Origin of the sequence: Lentzea sp., from assembly GCF_036380075.1 — a bacterium.
GTDB lineage: Bacteria > Actinomycetota > Actinomycetes > Mycobacteriales > Pseudonocardiaceae > Lentzea.
On record NZ_DASVFL010000363.1, the window covers coordinates 65,672 to 84,153 of the forward strand.

The following is an 18,482-nucleotide window of genomic DNA, read 5'->3' on the forward strand; positions in this document are numbered from 1 at the left end:
TTGATCAGTTGGCGGGGTCCGGGGCGGAGCCCCGCGCCTGAAACAGGCACCCAACACGCCAACGCAACCGGCCCAGCCACTGTGACAAGCACGACACCCCTAAAAATTCCCCACCCCAAAATCCAGACGAATCCACCCGATTCCCCTCAACCTCCCCCGGATCGAGTGGTAAAAGAATCGTCACACATAGCGACTGAACCTACGATGCCGTAACCGACGGTGGCGTAACCAGCGGTTCGTTGTGCATGCTAACTAGTCGCCTGCGAAACGGGAGCCGCAGACAACAGGACAGCGTCGAGCACGAGGGGGATGTAGTGCTGCTGCGATGGAACAGTCTCGTGTCCCTGGGGGACAGCTTCACCGAGGGAATGGACGACCCCGGTCCGGGGGACACCTACGTGGGCTGGGCCGACCGCCTGGCCGGCATGATCGCGAGCCAGGCCCCGGAGTTCCGGTACGCCAACCTGGCGGTCAGGGGCAAGATGCTCCAGGAGATCATCGACGAACAGGTCCCGCTGGCGATCTCGCTGAAGCCGGACCTCGTCACGTTCTGCGGCGGCGGCAACGACATCCTGACCCCGAACAGCGACCCGGACGCCCTGGCCGAGGTCTACGAGGTCGCGGTGGCCGACCTGAGGGCGACCGGCTGCGACGTGGTGATCTTCACCGGCTTCGACACGCGGTCGACGCCGCTGCTCAGGAGCATCCGGGGCAAGGTCGCCATCTACAACACGCACCTGTGGTCGATCGCCGAGCGCTACCACTGCCGGATGGTCGACCTGTGGTCGATGCACGCGCTGCACGACCGCCGCGCGTGGAGCGAGGACCGGCTGCACCTGTCGCCGGCGGGGCACCAGCGGGTGGCGCTCAAGGCCGCCGAGGTGCTCGGGCTGACGGACGACCACTCGTGGAACGAGCCGTGGCCGGCGCTCCAGCAGATCGACTGGGTCACCCAGCGCAAGGCCGACCTGAAGTGGGCCCGCGAGCACGTCGTGCCGTGGATCGGACGGCAGCTGCGCGGTGAGTCGATGGGCGACGGACTGGCGCCGAAACGACCGGAACTGCTGCCGTTGGCCCGCTGCGCGGACGACAACTAGACGACAACCAGGTGAGAAAAAGCCCGACCGGCACTCTCCCCCGAATGCCGGTCGGGCCTTTCACGGCAGGCGCCTTACCCCCTCGGTAATCCCCCACTCGGCTGCCTGCACGTCCAACATCCCATGTTTTGGGACCATCCGACTAAACGCTCACTAAACCTCGGACGACATCGCGTCCAAAGCGGCCCGCACCTCGATCGCACGCACCGAGTTGACCTGCGCGTACAGGCGCAGCGCCTCCGTCAATTCCGCTGCCGCAGCAACGCGTTCCGCCCGCCGGAGCAACACGCCGCCGAGAACGTGCCTGCCGAAGCCCTCCAGGTACGTCACCTCGGCGACGGCGGCCTGGTCGACGACCTGCCGGGCGAGCGACTCGGCCTGGTCCAGCGAACCGGCCTGCAGGTGCAGCTCGGCGAGGTTCGCGAGGCCGCGGACCAACGCCACCTGGTCGCCGGAGCGGCGGTAGACCTCGACGGCGTGCGCCTGGTGCTGCAGCGCCACCTCCACGTGCCCGCGGGCCTGTTCGACCTGCGCCACGTTGTTCAGGCCGTGGCCCTCCCCGACCACGTCCCCCGACTGCTGCGCGAGCTGCACCGACTCCCAGAAGTGCAGCAGCGCCTCGTCGTGCTGCTCCAGCCGGAACAGGACGTCGGCGAGCTGGGCGAGGGTCAGCACCAGGTACTGGCGCTCGCCCAGCTCGGTCGCGAGCCGGTGCGCACGGCGGGCGTCCGGCAGCAGGACGGGACGTCCCAGCCGGGCGTTCGTCGTGTAGGTCGTGTCCAGCATCAGGACCTGGCCGAGGCGGCTCCCCGTCACCTCGGCCGCGGCCAGGCCGAACCCGACCAGCGCCACCCACTCCCCGGTGAGAGCGCGCACGGTCGCGTACGGGTGCAGCAACCTCACCAGCTGCCACACCTGGTCGTGCAGGCCCGCTTCGGCGGACGCGTGGACGACCGCGACGATGTTGGGCCACTCCTGGTCGAACCAGTCGATCGGGTCGGTGAACGCGGGCAACGCCGTGGAACCGTTGTCCCCCAACGTGAAGTCGAGCCCGTCGCGCGCCGGGCGGATGGCCCTGCGGACGTGGTCGCACGCGACGAGGTAGTAGTTCACCAAGCGCCGCAACGAGTCCGCGTCCGGACGGCCGGCGCCGCGCACGTAGAGGCGCACCAGCTCGTGCATCGTGAACCCGTCCGGCCACGGCTCGACCAGCAGGTTGACCTCGACGAGCTGCGAGAGCCGCGACCGGGCCGACTCGACGCGCGTGCGGGTCAGCGCGGCCACGGCGTGCGATGACATCCACCGGCCGGGCGCGAGGCCCACGGACTGGAAGGTCTCGCCGAGCTCGGACGGCAGGTCGCGGGTCGACAGGTCGAGCGCCCGCGACACCCCCATCCCCGCCTCCGGCAGGTCGAGGCCGCGCAACCGGTGACCGTCGTCGGCCAGCTCCCCCACCAGCTCCTCGACCGTCCACTCCGGACTGGTCACGAGCTTCGCCGCCGCCACCCGCAGCGCCAGCGGCAGCCCGCCGCACAGCTCGGCGAGCTTGCGGGACGCCGCCGGGTCCTCCTCCGACAGCGGCCTGCCCAGCACGTCGTCCACCAGCTCGCGCGCCGCGTCGTCGTCCAGCGCGCCGAGCTTGCGGACGCGGGCGCTGTTGGTGACGACCAGCCGTTCCATCCTGCTGCGCGACGTCACCAGCACCACCGACCCGGACCCCGGCGGCAGCAGCGGCTGCACCTGCTCGAACGCGGTCGCGTCGTCCAGCACCACCAGCACGCGGCGGCGGTGGAGCAGCGACCGGTACAGCCCGACGCGGTCCTCCACCGCGACCGGCACACCGTCGGCGGGAACTCCCAGCGCCACCAGGAACCTGGTCAGCACCTCGCCCGGTTCGGCGTCACCGAGCGACGCGAACAGCACGCCGTGCGGGAACATCTCGGGGTTCTCGTGGCCCCACGTGGTCGCGAGCGCGCTCTTGCCGATCCCGGGCGGGCCGGTCAACACCGCCACGGTCGTCGCTAGCAGGTTCCTGGTCGCGCACACGTCGTCCAGCCACGTCTTGTCGTCGTCGCGGCCGAACAACCGCGACGCGGACGCCGGCAGCAGCGCCGGTGCCACGATCCCGGCCCGTGGCGCGACGGGACGGGACTCCACCGGGCCGACCACGCTCAACGACGGGTCGTCGCGCAGCACCTGTTCGTGCAGCGACCGGAGCTGCGGGCCGGGGTCGATGCCCAGCTCGTCGACGGCGCGGCGCTGGAACCGCTGGTAGGCCTCCAGCGCGTCGGCGCGCTGCCCGGAGCGGTAGAGGGCGCGCATGCTGTGGGCGACCAGGCGTTCCCGGAACGGGTACTCGGTGCACAGCCCGCGCAGCTCGCCCACCAGCTCCAGGTGGCGGCCGAGCTCCAGCTCGGCGTCGATGCGCTCCTCCAGCGCCGACAGCCGCAGCTCCTCCAGGTCCGAGGTCATCGGGTCGCCCGGCACGTCGGCGAGCACCGGCCCGCGCCACAGCCCCAGCGCCTCGCGCAGCAGGCCCGCCCTGATGGCGGCGGGCTTGCCGCGGGCGGACGCCACGAGCTGCCGGGCGCGGTGCAGGTCGAGGCGCCACGGGTCGACGGTCAGCTGGTAGCCGGTCGGGGTGGTGCGGATGGTGGCCGACCCGGCGGGGTCCGACTCGTCCAGCACCTTGCGCAACCGCGAGACGTACCCGTGCACGATCGTCCGCGCCGTGGCCGGAGGCGTGTCCGTCCACAGCGCGTCCACGATCTGGTCGATCGAGACGGGTCGGTTCGCCTCGACCACCAGCATGGCGAGCAGTCCGCGCATGCCGCGGCGGCCCAGCTGCACGAGCCGTCCGTCCGCGAGCACCTGGAGTGGTCCGAGCACGCCGAACTCGAGTCCGGTTTTGCTCCGCATACCCCTCCCCCTCCCGCGCTGACGTCGTCACTTCAACAGGTGGGAGGCTCGCCGTCTCAGATACAAGTTCGGTTCGAGTTTCGCCGTTCGCTACTGTTCACCTGTGCCGCGAGATCGGAACTCCGTGGTTGACCGCGGCGCCGGGTGCCTCCTCGGCGGCGCACTCGGTGATGCGCTCGGTGCCCCCGTGCAGTACCTGGGCTGGGCCGACATCCAGCGCGAACACGGCCCGGAGGGTGTCCTGGCCCCGCCGAAACCGGCCCTGTTCACCGACGACACCCAGCTCACGCTGTTCACCGCCGACGGCTACCTGCGCGCGTACGTCCGCGGCAAGCGGACCGGCGAGTGGGAACCGTCCGAGATGGTGTGGCACAGCTACCGGCGCTGGCTGGTCACCCAGCAGCAGCCTGCCCCCGAGCACGGGTCGACCGGCCTGCTGGCCGACGAACGGCTGTACGAGAGCCGCTCGCCGGGCCTGACGTGCCTGCGCGCGCTGGCGGCCGAGACACCGTCCACTCCGGAGAACCCGCACAACGAGTCGTCGGGCTGCAACGGCGTCACGCGCACCGCGCCGGCGGGCTTCGCCCCGTCCGCGGCCATCTCCTACGAGCTGGGCTGCCGCTTCGCCGCACTGACGCACGGCGGCACGGGCGGCTGGGTCTCCGGCGGCGCGCTGGCGCTGCTGGTGCACCTGCTGGCCGTGAAGGGCAGGCCGATCCGCGAGGCGATCGACCAGGTCATCGGCCGGGTGCTGCGCGACGACACGTACACCGCGACCGTGCTGACGCGGGCCGTGGTGCTGGCGGAGGAACACGACGGCGCCGCGTCCGTGCGCGTCGACCGGCTCGGCAGCGGCTGGACGGGCCCGGAGGCGCTGGCGATAGCGGTCTACACCGTGCTGACGCACCCGAAGCCGGCGCAGTTCGTGGACGCGATGCGCGCGGCCGCCAACCACTCCGGCGGCAGCGACGCGACGGCCGCGCTGACCGGCAACATCCTCGGCGCGCTGCACGGCGTGGACGCGCTGCCGCGCGACTGGCTGAGCGGCCTGGAGATGGTCGACGTCTTGGACGCGATGGGCCGAGACCTCGGCATGTCCGCAGTGGGCATGGACTTCAACGAGGACCGCTACGCCTGAGCGGACCGGCTGATCGAACGAGACCGCGCCACGCTTGCGAGTTCGTGCCGGTCGTCCGGTCACCCGCTCGTGCCGGAATCGGCGAAGCCCATTCCGGTGCGAGCGAGTCGGGCGGACGGCCGGCTTTTCGACGAACTCGCCGCCGTCTGCGGAGCAGCGGCCAAAAATACAGAGAGAGCCTGATGCAGCGCGCTCCCGAATTCGCGCTGCAGCAGGCTCTCCCGCACGAAGCAGTTGGTCGACAGCAGGCCGGGTCTTGCCCCGAGCGCGAGCTCCGATCCAGCTCTTGATCAACGAAAACGTGCCCCGGAGTCGAAGCTCCGTTGGCCGAACATGTTAACAGATGTGTACCGGAAGTCCAGGACTGGAGTGCACCTGACGATCTTCGTCGACGATGAACACCGCGCAGTCCTCCTGCGCCGCCGCCCACTCGATCCCGTCCCTGCCCAGCGCGAACGCCGCTGTGGCAGTGGTGTCGGCGATGGCGAGGTCGTCGCAGAAGACCGTGACCGAGAGCAACCCCGTCACGGGCAGGCCGGTGCGGCCGTCGAGGATGTGCTGCCCGCGTTCGTACAACGCTGACGTGGCAACGGCTCCGTCGCGCACGCCGAGCACGACGCTCACCCGGTCGGCGAGGTCGGGGTGCCGAACGCCGACGCGCCAAGGCTTTCCGGGCTCCGGCTCGCCGGCCGTGACGACGTCCCCACCGGCGTTCACGCAGAAGACCGAGGCACCGCCCTCCCGCAGGAGGTCCGCCGCCCGTTGCACGGCCCAGCCCTTCACCACCGCGCACGGGTCGAGGCCGCGGCCCGGCACCCGTGCCGTGAACGCGCCGCCCGTCGACTCCTCGTACCAGTCGCACAGCGACAGCACCTCGACCAGGTCCGGGCTGAGCTCGTCCTGGGTGAGCTCGCCGCGGTCGAGCCGCGAGACCTCGCTGTCGGGCTTGAACGGCGAGAACCGCGCGTCCACCTCGCGCAGCCAGGCGAACGCGCGGTCGGCCAGCGCGGCGTCGCCGTCGCGCAGGTCCACCGAGATCGGCAGGCCCATGACGTGCTCGACGCGCCGCGCGGACACGGTTACTTCGCCCCGTCGAGTGCGGCCTGCAGCGACGCCTTGTAGCCCTCGGAGGTCGCGGTCGCGCCGGACACCGTGTCGATGTCCGCGCTCTGCGCCTTCAGGGCCGACTGCCGCAGCAACGGCAGCGCCATGCGGGTCGGGTTGCTGTTGGGGGCGCGCAACGCCTTCACGTCGGTGATCTTCGTGCCCTGGAGCGTCACCTGCACCTGCACGGTGCCCTCGGACGTGTTCACCGCCGGTCCCGACACGCTCCGGGTCTGCGCCTGCTGCTGGGTCTGCTGTTGCTGGGTGGTCGGCGCCGCAGCGGACGTCTTCGGCGCGGCCGACCCCGTGGTCTTGGGCGCGGTCGTCTGCGGAGCCGGAGCCTGTTGCTGCTGCGGCGTCTCCGGCGCGGCGACCTCGCTCAGCTCGCCGCCGTGGCCCTCGCTCGGCGAGTACAGCCACACCGGCACCAGGCCGGCGACGCTCAGCACCAGAACGGGAATTGCCCTCTTCACGTCGTCAGACCTCTCAGTTGGCCAGCGCGAAGCGCTCGGCGTGGACCTGGCCGGCGGGCACCCCGAGCTCGTCGAGGCTCTTCACCACGGCGTCGGTCATGCCGTTCGGTCCGCAGATGAAGACGTCGCGGTCCTGCACGTCCGGGACGAGCGCGACGAGGTTCTCCGGCCCGAGCAGCGGGCCGTTCGGGGTGATGGTCTTCGAGGAACCGGTGACCAGCCGCAGCACCGCGCCCTTGGCCCGCACGAGGCCCTCGATCTCGCGCAGCAGCACGGCTTCGCGGGGGTCGGTCACCCGGTACAGCACCACGACGTGGCCCTGGATCTCCTCCAGCAGCGCGCGGATCGGCGTGACGCCGACACCGCCGGCGACGAGGAGCGCGTTCGGCTTGGTCTGGTGCATGGTCGTGAAGGCGCCGTACGGGCCCTCGGCGAAGACGCGGGTGCCGACCTTGACGTTGCGGACGTCGGCGCTGCCGGTGCCCAGCGCCTTCGCGGTGAGCCGCAGGTACCTGCCGTTCGGCGCCGCGGACAGCGAGAACGGGTTGGCCTGCCACCAGCGGTCCTTGGTCACGAAGCGCCACAGGAAGAACTGGCCGGCCTTCGCGGGCAGCTGGTCCAGGTCCCTGCCCTCGATGTAGACCGAGACGACGTTGTGCGCCTCGGGCACGACGGCGGCGACCCGGAACTGGTGGCGCCAGTTGCGCCACAGCGGCAGCGCGACGCGTCCGATGAGGACGGACCCGAGGGCGACCGTCCAGAGGATCCACCAGTAGGCGGTGGCGAGCGCGGAGTTGCGGAACGTGCTGCCGACGGCGACCTGGTGCGTGAACGCCAGGAAGATCGCGATGTAGGTGTACAGGTGGACGAAGTGCCAGGTCTCGTAGGCCATCCGGCGCCGCGCGAAGCGGGCGGAGACCACCCCGACGACCATGATGATCGCCCACGCCACGAGCGCGCGGAGGATGCCCTCCAGCTCGGTCGCCTGCCGGACGACCTCCGCGACCGGGCCGTCGTCGCCCGCGTTGCCGAACGCGATGAAGACCAGGTGGCCGATGAGCATCCAGAAGATCGTGAAGCCGGTCCAGCGGTGCCACGCCGTCAGCTTGTCCATGCCCAGGCGGCGGTCGAGCCACGGCAGGCGGGCGACCAGCAGCAGCTGGAACGCCATCGCGAGCGCGCCGTAGAGCCCGGTCAGCCTGCCGAAGTTGACCAGCTTGTTCGAGCCGACGCCGGCGGCGTTGAACAGGTAGGTGGCGAACGCGGCGTTGGCCAGGAGGAACACGTAGAGGCCGGCTTTGGCCAGCACCTTGTGCGGCGTCGCGCGCCCGGCCGGAGCCGGTCGCACGGGGTGCTGCAGGGTGGTCGTCACGGCGGGCTCCTCGATCTGGCGGTCGCTGGTCGTTCGTCGTAGATCCTCAGCGTCCGAGCTGTGGCTCCCCTTTGCGCGGCCTGTCGAGTTCCTGTCGATCGAGCGGGCCGGGCACCGGGTGACGCACCATGAGCACGTGGACAAGGGGAACTCGGTTCGATTGCTCGTCGTGGACGACGAGCCGCACATCGCTGACCTCGTCGCGACGGTGGCCCGGTACGAGGGCTGGCAGGCCGCGACGGCGCTCAACGGCGAGGAGGCCCTCAGAGAGGCCGCCGAGTTCCACCCGGACATCGTGGTGCTCGACCTCATGCTTCCCGACCTGGACGGATTCACCGTTCTCGATCGGCTCCGGTCGGCCGGAGCGATGGTCCCGGTGGTGTTCCTGACGGCTCGCGACGGCACCGCGGACCGGGTGGCGGGCCTCACCAGGGGTGGCGACGACTACCTCGTGAAACCGTTCTCCGTCGAGGAGCTGATGGCCCGGCTCAGGGCCGTGCTGCGCCGTTCGACGGGTCCGTCGTGGAAGCGGTCGGTGCTGAAGGTCTCGGACCTGGTGATGGACGAGGACACCCGCGAGGTCCGCCGTGGCGGCAAGCTCGTGACGCTCACCCCGACCGAGTACGAGCTGCTGCGGTACCTCATGCGCCGCTCGCCGGCCGTGCTGACGAAGGCGCAGATCCTCGACCACGTGTGGGAGTACGACTTCGGGGGCCGGTCGAACGTGGTCGAGCTGGTCATCTCGCACCTGCGCCGCAAGCTCGACGACGGCCGCGAACCGCTGATCCACACCGTCCGCGGCGTCGGGTACGTGCTCCGCAGAGCAGCGGAATGAGGCCCGTGGTCACACCCGTCGGCGAGTGGAGGCTCGGTACCCGCCTCGCCCTCGGTCTCTGCGCGCTCGCGCTCACCGTGTTCGTGATCGTCGGCTGGGTCATGGTGGCGTCGATGCAGACGTTCCTCGACCGCCGTCTCGACGACCAGATGGTGATCAGCCAGACGAGCGCGGTGAAGGAGATCGCCTACTACGGCAAGGTCAGCAAGCTGCCGCCGGACTGGTTCGCCGTCGTCTACAAGATCGAGGACGGCCAGGCGAAGGCCCTGCCGGGAGAGCAGCAGCCGCAGGACCGCGAGGAGTTCGACGACCTCGCGGCGAAGGCGCTGAAGGCGGACACGTTCGCGACGGACTACCTGCGCGACGAGGGGAAGTTCCGGCTGCGCGCCTGCCAGGTCGTGAAGGACGAGTACATCCTGGTCAGCGCGGCCCCGATGCAGGACAGGGACGGCACGATCTCCCAGCTCGTCACGGTCGGCGTGGTCGCGTTCCTGGCCGCGCTGGTCGCACTGGTCGTGGGCGGCCAGGCGTTGATCCGCAAGGGCATGCGGCCGCTGTCGGACATGGCCGACACCGCGCACGACATCTCGTCGCACGACCTGACCGACTCGGCCGACCTCACCGTGCGCGTGGACGGCAGCGGCGGCGGCGTCGAGGTGGAGGAGCTGCGCGAGGCGTTCAACAAGATGCTCGCGCACATCGACTCGTCGCTGGCCGCCCGCACGGCCGCGGAACAGCGCCTGCGCCGGTTCATCGCCGACGCCTCGCACGAGCTGCGCACGCCGCTGACGTCGTTGCGCGGCTACGCGGACCTGTTCAGGTACGCGGCCGCGAACGAGCCGGGCGAGCGCGAGAAGCACCTGGAGAAGCTGCGGTCGGAGGCGGCGCGGATGAGCGTGCTGCTCGACGACCTGCTGCTGCTGGCCCGCTTGGACTCCGCGGCGTCCGAACCGCCGTTGCGCCCGGAGGAGCTCGACCTGGCGGTGGTCGCCGAGGCGGCGGCGGACGCGTTCCGCGCGGCCCGCCCGTCGCACTCGCTGGAGCTCGACGCCGACACGGTGACCATGACCGCGGACGCGACCCGGCTGCGGCAGGTGCTCGACAACCTGCTGACCAACGCGGCCGTGCACACGCCGGCCGGCACGGCGGTACTGCTGAAGGTGACGGCCGAGAACGGCTGGGCGGTGGTGCGGGTGAGCGACACCGGCCCCGGCATCCCGGAGACCGACCAGGCGCGGATCTTCGACCGGTTCTACCGCGTGGACGACTCGCGGACCCGCCAGCGCGGCGGCAGCGGCCTGGGCCTCGCCGTGGTGCGGTCGCTGGTGGAGGCGCACGGCGGCACGATCGAGCTGGCCAGCCGGCCGGGGGCGACGGTGTTCACCATCCGCCTCCCCCGGCACCTCGGCTAGCTCATTCGGCCTGCGAGCTCTGCGCCCACAGGTCGATGCCCGACTCGACGGCGTACTTGTCGATCTCGGCGAGCTCGTCGTCGGTCAACGGCGGCGCCTGCAGCGCGGCGAGGTTCTGCTCCAGCTGCTCCACCGACGAGGCGCCGATCAACGCCGACGTGACGCGCGGGTCGCGGATCGTCCAGGTCAGCGCGAGCTGGGCGAGCGACTGGCCGCGCGAGGACGCGATCTCGTTGAGCGCCCGGATCCGGCGGAGGTTCTCGTCGGTCAGCAGGTCCGTCGACAGCGACTTGCCCTGCGTCGCGCGCGAGCCCTCAGGGATCCCGTCGAGGTAGCGGTCGGTCAACATGCCCTGCGCGAGCGGCGAGAACGCGATGCAGCCCGCGCCGACCTCCTCCAGGGTGTCGAGCAGCTCCGGCTCGATCCAGCGGTTGAGCATCGAGTACGACGGCTGGTGGATCAGCAGCGGCACGCCGGCGTTCTTGAGCAGCTGGGCGGCCTCCCGCGTCTTGGCGGGCGAGTACGACGAGATGCCGACGTACAGCGCCTTGCCCTGCTGGACGGCGGACACGAGCGCGCCCATCGTCTCCTCGAGCGGCGTCTCCGGGTCGAACCGGTGCGAGTAGAAGATGTCGACGTAGTCGAGACCCATCCGCGTCAGCGACTGGTCGAGCGAGCTGAGCAGGTACTTGCGGCTGCCCCACTCCCCGTACGGGCCGGGCCACATGTCGTAGCCCGCCTTGGTGGAGATCACCAGCTCGTCGCGGTACGGCCGGAGGTCGTCCTTCAGGATCTGCCCGAAGGTGATCTCGGCGGAGCCGTAGGGCGGGCCGTAGTTGTTCGCGAGGTCGAAGTGCGTGACACCGAGGTCGAACGCCCTCCGCGCGATCCCGCGGCCGGACTCGTAGGGCCGGTCGCCGCCGAAGTTGTGCCACAGGCCGAGCGAGATGGCGGGCAGCTTGAGACCGCTGCGTCCCGTCCGCCGGTAGGTCATCTGGTCGTAGCGCGCGCTATCCGCGAGGTAGGACATGGTGACCACGATGTCATGTCCCGATGAGACGGACGACTGTTTACCGGTGAACACGACCAGCCTTGCGGACGATCACCCCGCCCCGCCGGCGGAGCCCGCTGCGACACCGGACGGCGAACTGGCGAACGGAGCAGGCCCGTGGGGCCGCTGACCCCCGGCCGGACGTTCGCCGCGGCCTTTACCGGAGCCGTTCGCAAAAGCGAGGATTCGTCATATCGAAATGAGATGAGGGTCCGCCCACCTGGGCGAACCCTCTTCCGCTTTGGAGCCGGCGAGGGGAATCGAACCCCTAACCTTTCGCTTACAAGGCGAGTGCTCTGCCAATTGAGCTACGCCGGCCTGGCGGTGTTCGCGAACATGGTAAGCGCCCGTTGCTGGTGCTCCCTGCGGCGAACGGTCTGCTCTCAGTGTGATCGGATTGCTCCGACCGGAGCCGGACCAACCAACTGAGTGGATCAGAGCGCCGAGCAGGGCGCCTTGACCAGGTCAGGAGGGTAATCGACGGACAGTGATCATGTCCTCCTTTTCGGGTCGCCCGATCGGAGGTGGTCGACGCCACAGCTTCTGTCGAAGTGCCCGTCACGATCGCGCAACGGAGGTGCGAGAGATTTCAACCAACAACCTGCACGGCCCCTCGCTGCCCGACGACACCACTGTTCACCTGGTCCTTGATCTCGCCCTCAGGATCGGTGAGGTCCAAATGTCCAGCGGGGCCGGCGCGGCCGATGTGACAGCGACGATTCTTTCCGTCACCGAGAGCTATGGACTTCCGCACACGGAAGTCGACGTGATCTACACCTCCATCAGCGTGTCGTGCCATCGGGGTACCGAGGCGCCTCCGATCACCGCCGTGCGGGTGGTCCGGCAGCGCAGTCTCGACTACACCCGGCTGGCCGCCGTCGAGCACCTCGTGAACAACCTCGGGCCGATCGAGGACGCCCACGCCGAGCTCGAGGACATCACCAACGCCAAGCACCCGTACCCGCGCTGGGTCGCCACCGCCGCGTGGGGCGGGATGGCCGCCGCGGTCGCGTTCCTCGTCGGCGGCGGGGTGGTACTCGCGCTCACGGCCGCGGCCATCACCGCCGTGGTCGACCGGGTCGGCAGGGTCCTCAACCGCCGCGCGCTGCCGTTCTTCTTCCAGCAGCTGGTCGGCGGCGCGCTCGGAACCGGTGCGGCGCTGGCCGTCTACGCGACCGGGCTGCTCCCCGTGCGCCCGAGCCTGCTGGTCGCCGTCGGCATCGTCGTGCTGCTCTCCGGGCTCGCGCTCGTCAGCACCGTGCAGGACGCGATCTCCGGCTACAACGTCACCGCCGCCGGCCGCACGGTGGAGACCGTGCTGCTCAGCGCCGGGCTGATCGCGGGCGTCGCGCTGGCGATCCGCACCGCCGTCCACTTCGGACTGGACATCAGGCTCAGCGACCCGCTGCCCGCGCTGATCTCCGCGGTGCCGATGCAGTTCGCGGCGGGCGCGGCGACGAGCGCGTTCTTCGCACTCGCCTGCTACGCCCAGCCCCGCGCGCTCATGGCCGCCGCCGTCTCCGGCGCGATCGGCACGGCCGCCTACGGTCTCGCGACGAGCTTCGGCCTGGACGCGCTGCTGGGCTCCGCCGCGGCCGCCGCGATCACCGGGTTCGGCGGCGCGACGCTGACCCGCAGGCTGGGCATCCCAACACTCGTCGTCGCGCAGGCCGGGGTCGTGCCGCTGCTGCCCGGCTGGACCACCTACCGGGGCCTGTTCCAGCTCACGGCCGAGGGCGACCCGGCCGGGCTCAGCACGCTCGTCTTCGCGAGCGGCATCGCACTGGCCCTCGCCGGGGGCGTGGTGTTCGGCGAGTACCTGGCCCAGCCGGTGCGCACCGGTCTGGGTCGTTTGGAACGCAGGTTCGCCGGTCCACGGCTGTCCGGGCCGCTCAGGCCCACCAAGCGTCGGTTGGAGTGAACCTGCTTGTGACCGCCGTTACACGACACGCGACACGTTCGCGTCGGCACTAGCCTGGGCATTTGTGAGCATGGACATTGGCGAGAACGGGGCGGAGTTCGTAGTCGTGGCCAACCGGCTGCCGGTTGACCTGGAGCGTCTGCCCGACGGGACGGAGCGCTGGAAGCACAGCCCAGGAGGGCTGGTGAGCGCGCTCGAACCCTTCCTCCGCTCACACAGCGGCGCGTGGGTCGGCTGGCCGGGCGTGGCCGACGCCGACGTGGCGCCGTTCGAGGACGACGGCCTGCTGCTGCACCCCGTCGAGCTCTCGACCAAGGAGGTCGAGGACTACTACGAGGGGTTCTCGAACGGCACGCTCTGGCCGCTCTACCACGACGTCGTGGCGCAGCCCGCGTTCCACCGGCACTGGTGGAACACCTACGTGAAGGTCAACCAGCGCTTCGCCGACGCGACCGCGAAGGTGGCCGCGCAGGGCGCGACCGTGTGGATCCAGGACTACCAGCTCCAGCTCGTCCCGGCGATGCTGCGCGAGCAGCGGCCCGACCTCAAGATCGGCTTCTTCCTGCACATCCCGTTCCCGCCGGTCGAGCTGTTCATGCAGCTGCCGTGGCGCACGGAGATCATCCGCGGCCTGCTCGGCGCCGACCTGGTGGGCTTCCACCGGCCCGGCGGCGCGCAGAACTTCCTCTGGCTGGCCCGCAGGCTCGTCGGCCTGGAGCCCAGCCGCGGCACGGTCGGCGTCCGCACCCGTCCGGGTGTCGTGCAGGTCGGCGACCGCACGGTGCGCGTCGGCGCGTTCCCCATCTCGATCGACAGCGCGGGCCTCGACGCGGTGGCCCGCCGCAAGGAGACGCAGGCCCGCGCGAAGCAGATTCGAGCGGACCTCGGCAACCCGAAGCGCATCCTGCTCGGCGTGGACCGCCTCGACTACACGAAGGGCATCGACGTCCGGATCCGCGCTCTCTACGAGCTGATCGCGGACGGACGCGTCGACCCCGAGGACGTCGCGATGGTCCAGCTCGCCACGCCCAGCCGGGAGCGCGTCGACCACTACGTGACGATGCGCAAGGACATCGAGCAGTCCGTCGGCCGGATCAACGGCGAGTTCGGGCGCGTCGGCAAGCCCGTCGTGCACTACCTGCACCAGTCGGTGAACCGCGAGGAGCTCGTCGCGTTCATGAGCGCGGCGGACGTCATGGTCGTCACGCCCGTTCGGGACGGAATGAACCTCGTGTGCAAGGAGTACGTGGCCTGCCGATATGATCTTGGTGGAGCTCTGGTGCTCAGCGAGTTCGCCGGCGCTGCCGCAGAACTGACCAGTGCGTTCCTGGTGAACCCCCACGATCTGGACGGTGTCAAGAACGCACTGCAGGCCGCCCTCGACATCGATCCCGCTGAAGGCCGCCGTAGGATGCGCGCGCTGCGCCGCCAAGTCCTCACCCACGACGTTGACCGTTGGGCAAGGTCGTTCCTGGAGGCGTTGGGCACGCAGACCTCGGTCTGAATCCTTTCAGATCCCATGACCCATCGAGTGCTCCAGGAGGGGCGTTGACCGCCGAGGCCCTCCCCGCCGAACTGCGCCGAGCGATCGTCCAGCTCGCGCGGACCCCGCGACTACTTGTAGCCAGCGACTACGACGGAACACTCGCTCCGATCGTGGCCGACCCCGAGCAGGCCCGCCCGCTCCCGGAGTCGGTGAACGCACTGCGTTCACTCGCGTCGCTGCACGAGACCACCTCAGCAGTGATCTCCGGACGTGCACTGCGCGACCTGGCCACGCTGTCCCGTCTACCCGGCGAGGTCCACCTCGTCGGGTCGCACGGTTCCGAGTTCGACGTCGGTTTCGTCCACGCGCTGGACGGTGACGCCAAGGCGTTGCTGCGCCGGCTCGAAGCCGAGCTGGAACAGATCGCCGACGGCCAGGAGGGCGTCCAGCTCGAGGTCAAGCCCGCCTCGGTCGCCGTGCACGTGCGCCGTGCCGCGTCCGAGGCGATCGGCGAGGCCGTGCTGTCGGCCGTCCGCTCCGGCCCGTGCACCTGGGACGGTGTGCAGGTCACCGAGGGCAAGGCCGTGATCGAGCTCGCCGTCGTCGAGACGAACAAGGGCCAGGCGCTCGACATCCTGCGCCACCAGGTCGGCGCCACCGCGGCGATCTTCCTGGGCGACGACGTGACGGACGAGAAGGCGTTCGCGCGCCTGTCCGGCCCGGACGTCGGCATCCGCGTGGGTGCCGGCGAGTCGCTGGCCGAGCACTACGTCGCCGACCCGTCCGACGTCGCGACCGTGCTCGCGTTCCTCCTGGAGGAGCGCAGGGCGTGGCTGCACGGCGACCAGGCCGTGCCGATCGAGCGGCTGACGATGCTCGCGAACGAGCGTTCGGTGGCGCTGGTGACGCCGGACGCCAAGGTGAACTGGCTGTGCCACCCCGAACCGGACTCGGCGGCGATCTTCGCCGACCTGCTGGGCGGACCGGCCGCGGGCCACTTCTCGATCAAGCCGGAGCACGGGTCGCTGCCGCTGGGCCAGCGCTACCTGCCGGGCACGATGATCGTCGAGACCCGCTGGTCGCGGCTCCTGGTGACCGACTACCTGGAGCAGAACCTCGCCTCGCACCGCACGGACCTCGTGCGGCGGATCTCCGGCTCCACGAACGCGGTGATCACGTTCGCGCCGCGGCCCGAGTTCGGCCAGGTGCCGGTGCGGCTGCTGCGCGAACGCGACGGCCTGCGCGTCGTCGGCACCTCGGACCCGATGGTGCTGCGCTCGCCGGGCGTCGACTGGGAGATCACCTCCGACGGCCAGCAGGAGACCGCACGTGCCGTCGTGCGTCCGCGTGAGGGCGCGCCGGTGTTGCTGGAGCTGCGCTGCGGCACGGACGACATCTCCGAGCACCCGCTGAACGAGTCGGTGCGCCGCGACCTCGCGGCGAGCTACTGGTCCGACTGGGCCGCCGGCCTGCACCTGCCGAAGGTGCAGACGGACCTGGTGCTGCGCTCCGCGCTGACGTTGCGCGGCCTCGTGCACAAGGACTCCGGCTCGATCATGGCGGCGGCCACCACGTCGCTGCCGGAGGAGCTCGGCGGCGTCCGCAACTGGGACTACCGCTACTGCTGGCTGCGCGACGGCGCGATGACCGCCGCCGCCCTGGTGTCGGTCGGCTCGTACGCGGAGGCCGACGGCTTCCTGGCGTGGCTGCACGGCGTCCTGGAGACCATCCCGGGCCCGGAGCGCCTGCACCCGCTCTACACGCTGCACGGCACCCAGCTGGGCGCAGAGGCCGTCATCGACACGCTCCCCGGCTACGCGGGCTCGCGTCCGGTGCGCGTGGGCAACCTCGCGAACCAGCAGGTGCAGCTCGACGTGTTCGGCCCGGTCGTCGACCTGGTCGTGCAACTCGCCACCGCGCGCGGCGCGCTGTCGGACGCCGACTGGGCCATGGTCCAGGCGATGGCCGAGGCCGTCTCCCGCCGCTGGCACGAGCCCGACCACGGCATCTGGGAGGAACGGCACGCGCCGCGCCACCACGTGTACTCGAAGGTCATGTGCTGGCTGACCATCGACCGCGCGATCAAGCTCGGCGAGCAGTTCGGCCGCGAGCTGGACCCGTCCTGGGTGCCGCTGCGCGACACGATCTCCACGGACGTGCTGAAGAACGGCTGGAACGACGAGGTCCAGTCGTTCACCACGGCCTACGACGGCGACGACCTGGACGCCGCCTCTCTGTTCGTCGGCCTGTCGGGCCTGATCGACCCGACCGACGAGCGCTTCCAGTCGACGGTGACGGCCATCGAGGCGGAGCTGCGCTCCGGCTCCACGGTCTACCGCTACCACCGCGACGACGGCCTGCCGGGCGACGAGGGCGGCTTCCACCTCTGCGCCGCCTGGATGATCGAGTCCTACCTGCTCACGGGCCGCCGCACCGAGGCAGAGGAACTCTTCGGCCAGATCGTCGCGGCCGCAGGCCCCACCGGCCTGCTCCCGGAGGAGTACGACCCGATCGCAGAACGCTCACTGGGCAACCACCCGCAGGCGTACTCGCACCTGGGCCTGATCCGCTGCGCCCAGCTGCTCTCGCAGTAGCACCCAGCCGCCGCGGTCCACTCAGGGCCGCGGCGGCACCTTCTCGATGATCGTCGCAATCCCCGGCGAGCTCCCGAGCAACGTGATCCGATCACTGCGCACGAGATGCCCCCAAGCAGCCGGCACGAACGGCCGCAACCGCGCCGTGGCACTCTCCCCGGCCTTGAGCACGGGCTTGGACTCGATCCACAACGCCGCCACCCGCTGCTGGTTGCCCGTGACGTCCCAGGTGGGCCGCTCCCCTCGAGCCTGCAACGGCTCAGCGCCCTCAGCCAACGTCAGCGAGACGCGCCACAACCCTTGGATCGACTCCACGCAACGCCACTGGAACCAGGCGTCGTCGCCCTCCATCTGCGTGGCCGCCTCGGCAAGCAGAGCCCAGTACCGAGGCGTCTGCCAAGTGTTCCCACCGAACTCGCCGAGCAGGTCGAGGACCAGCTCCCACTCCTCGAGATCCACGTAGTCGAGCAGGTCAGCGGTACGAACCTCGCGCGGCACCAAGCCCACGGCGAACCGCAACAGCTCACCGATCTCGAGGTCGTGTCTCCCCAACACCCAGATATTCGATCACGCCACCAGAACAGAACAAGGACGCCCCACCGCGAAGCCGAAGGCGAGCCAACGCGAAGCCGAAGGCGAGCCAGGCGCGAAGGCGAAGCCGAGCCGTCCTGTCTTTGGCTTGAAACAGAAGGTTCCGGTGGGGTGGTCCCGTCACGAGCCGTGCCCAGCACTCGCTGCACGTGAGGAGGGGTGTCAACTCGACACGCTGGAGTTGTCCCCGGTTCCCGGACACGGGGTGTTCACGCAGCGTAGGTGATGCGTGTTTCGGTGGGGGTTCGGTAGCCGACTGTCGAATGTAGACGGTTGTGGTTGTAGTAGTGCAGGTAGCGGAAGATGTCGGATCGTGCCTGGTGGCGGGTGGTCCAGGCGGTGGTGTCGATCTCGGTTTTGAGGGTGGCGAAAAAGGCTTCGGCGACGGCGTTGTCGTAGCAGGAGCCTTTGCGTCCGACCGAGGACCGGATCCCGTGGCGGGTGAGGGTGTCGCGGAAGTCGCGGGAGGTGTACTGGGTGCCGCGGTCG

14 protein-coding genes and 1 tRNA gene are annotated in these 18,482 nt (G+C 70.3%); 7 read left to right on the forward strand and 8 right to left on the reverse strand.

Features of this window, described 5'->3' with window-relative positions; all coding sequences use genetic code 11:
* The first annotated feature begins 317 nt into the window (after window positions 1-317).
* Entirely contained in the window at window positions 318-1,097 is a 780-nt protein-coding gene (locus tag VF330_RS38580) for an SGNH/GDSL hydrolase family protein (RefSeq protein WP_414675542.1), read from the forward strand.
* A gap of 153 nt (window positions 1,098-1,250) precedes the next feature.
* On the opposite strand, the gene VF330_RS38585 is transcribed toward VF330_RS38580, so the two are convergent.
* Window positions 1,251-4,016 carry an AfsR/SARP family transcriptional regulator gene (locus VF330_RS38585; RefSeq protein ID WP_330856688.1) on the reverse strand — a complete coding sequence of 922 codons (2,766 nt, stop codon included), beginning with the start codon at window positions 4,014-4,016 and terminating at the stop codon, window positions 1,251-1,253.
* Between the two features lie 103 nt (window positions 4,017-4,119).
* Between VF330_RS38585 and VF330_RS38590 the strand changes: the two genes are divergently transcribed.
* The gene (locus tag VF330_RS38590; RefSeq protein ID WP_330856689.1) at window positions 4,120-5,154 is read left to right on the forward strand and encodes an ADP-ribosylglycohydrolase family protein; all 1,035 of its coding nucleotides are present in this window, start codon (window positions 4,120-4,122) and stop codon (window positions 5,152-5,154) included.
* A 336-nt stretch (window positions 5,155-5,490) separates the two neighbouring features.
* On the opposite strand, the gene VF330_RS38595 is transcribed toward VF330_RS38590, so the two are convergent.
* From VF330_RS38595 to VF330_RS38605, 3 genes are read right to left on the reverse strand one after another with little or no spacing between them, the layout of a single operon-like run.
* Complete coding sequence (locus VF330_RS38595; RefSeq protein WP_330856690.1) at window positions 5,491-6,231, reverse strand: FAD:protein FMN transferase; 741 nt, start codon at window positions 6,229-6,231, stop codon at window positions 5,491-5,493.
* A 2-nt stretch (window positions 6,232-6,233) separates the two neighbouring features.
* Window positions 6,234-6,731 (reverse strand): FMN-binding protein, encoded by a 498-nt coding sequence (locus VF330_RS38600; protein WP_330856691.1) that lies wholly within the window; start codon window positions 6,729-6,731, stop codon window positions 6,234-6,236.
* Between the two features lie 13 nt (window positions 6,732-6,744).
* Window positions 6,745-8,103 carry a ferredoxin reductase family protein gene (locus VF330_RS38605; RefSeq protein ID WP_330856692.1) on the reverse strand — a complete coding sequence of 453 codons (1,359 nt, stop codon included), beginning with the start codon at window positions 8,101-8,103 and terminating at the stop codon, window positions 6,745-6,747.
* A gap of 136 nt (window positions 8,104-8,239) precedes the next feature.
* Between VF330_RS38605 and VF330_RS38610 the strand changes: the two genes are divergently transcribed.
* On the forward strand, window positions 8,240-8,938 hold the full coding sequence (locus VF330_RS38610; protein ID WP_330856693.1) for a response regulator transcription factor: 699 nt from the start codon (window positions 8,240-8,242) through the stop codon (window positions 8,936-8,938).
* Window positions 8,935-10,350: a HAMP domain-containing sensor histidine kinase gene (locus VF330_RS38615; protein ID WP_330856694.1), complete on the forward strand. Its 1,416-nt coding sequence runs from the start codon at window positions 8,935-8,937 to the stop codon at window positions 10,348-10,350. Before VF330_RS38610 ends, VF330_RS38615 begins: the two co-directional genes overlap by 4 nt.
* A gap of 1 nt (window position 10,351) precedes the next feature.
* Here VF330_RS38615 and mgrA read toward each other — a convergent pair whose 3' ends face one another.
* Window positions 10,352-11,380 (reverse strand): L-glyceraldehyde 3-phosphate reductase, encoded by a 1,029-nt coding sequence (mgrA, locus tag VF330_RS38620; RefSeq protein ID WP_330856695.1) that lies wholly within the window; start codon window positions 11,378-11,380, stop codon window positions 10,352-10,354.
* Window positions 11,381-11,643: 263 nt separating this feature from the next.
* A tRNA-Thr gene (locus tag VF330_RS38625) sits at window positions 11,644-11,719 on the reverse strand.
* Between the two features lie 175 nt (window positions 11,720-11,894).
* On the opposite strand from VF330_RS38625, the gene VF330_RS38630 reads away from it, so the two are divergent.
* The 3 genes from VF330_RS38630 (at window position 11,895) to otsB (ending at window position 17,402) form a co-directional block, all read left to right on the forward strand.
* Complete coding sequence (locus tag VF330_RS38630) at window positions 11,895-13,322, forward strand: threonine/serine ThrE exporter family protein (RefSeq protein ID WP_414675541.1); 1,428 nt, start codon at window positions 11,895-11,897, stop codon at window positions 13,320-13,322.
* A 70-nt stretch (window positions 13,323-13,392) separates the two neighbouring features.
* The gene (locus VF330_RS38635) at window positions 13,393-14,826 is read left to right on the forward strand and encodes a trehalose-6-phosphate synthase (RefSeq protein WP_330856702.1); all 1,434 of its coding nucleotides are present in this window, start codon (window positions 13,393-13,395) and stop codon (window positions 14,824-14,826) included.
* A 44-nt stretch (window positions 14,827-14,870) separates the two neighbouring features.
* Window positions 14,871-17,402: a trehalose-phosphatase gene (otsB, locus tag VF330_RS38640; protein ID WP_330856697.1), complete on the forward strand. Its 2,532-nt coding sequence runs from the start codon at window positions 14,871-14,873 to the stop codon at window positions 17,400-17,402.
* Between the two features lie 21 nt (window positions 17,403-17,423).
* Here otsB and VF330_RS38645 read toward each other — a convergent pair whose 3' ends face one another.
* The gene (locus VF330_RS38645) at window positions 17,424-17,957 is read right to left on the reverse strand and encodes a hypothetical protein (RefSeq protein WP_330856698.1); all 534 of its coding nucleotides are present in this window, start codon (window positions 17,955-17,957) and stop codon (window positions 17,424-17,426) included.
* Window positions 17,958-18,202: 245 nt separating this feature from the next.
* The coding region (locus VF330_RS38650; RefSeq protein WP_330856699.1) for an integrase core domain-containing protein at window positions 18,203-18,482 on the reverse strand (280 nt) is incomplete at its 5' end.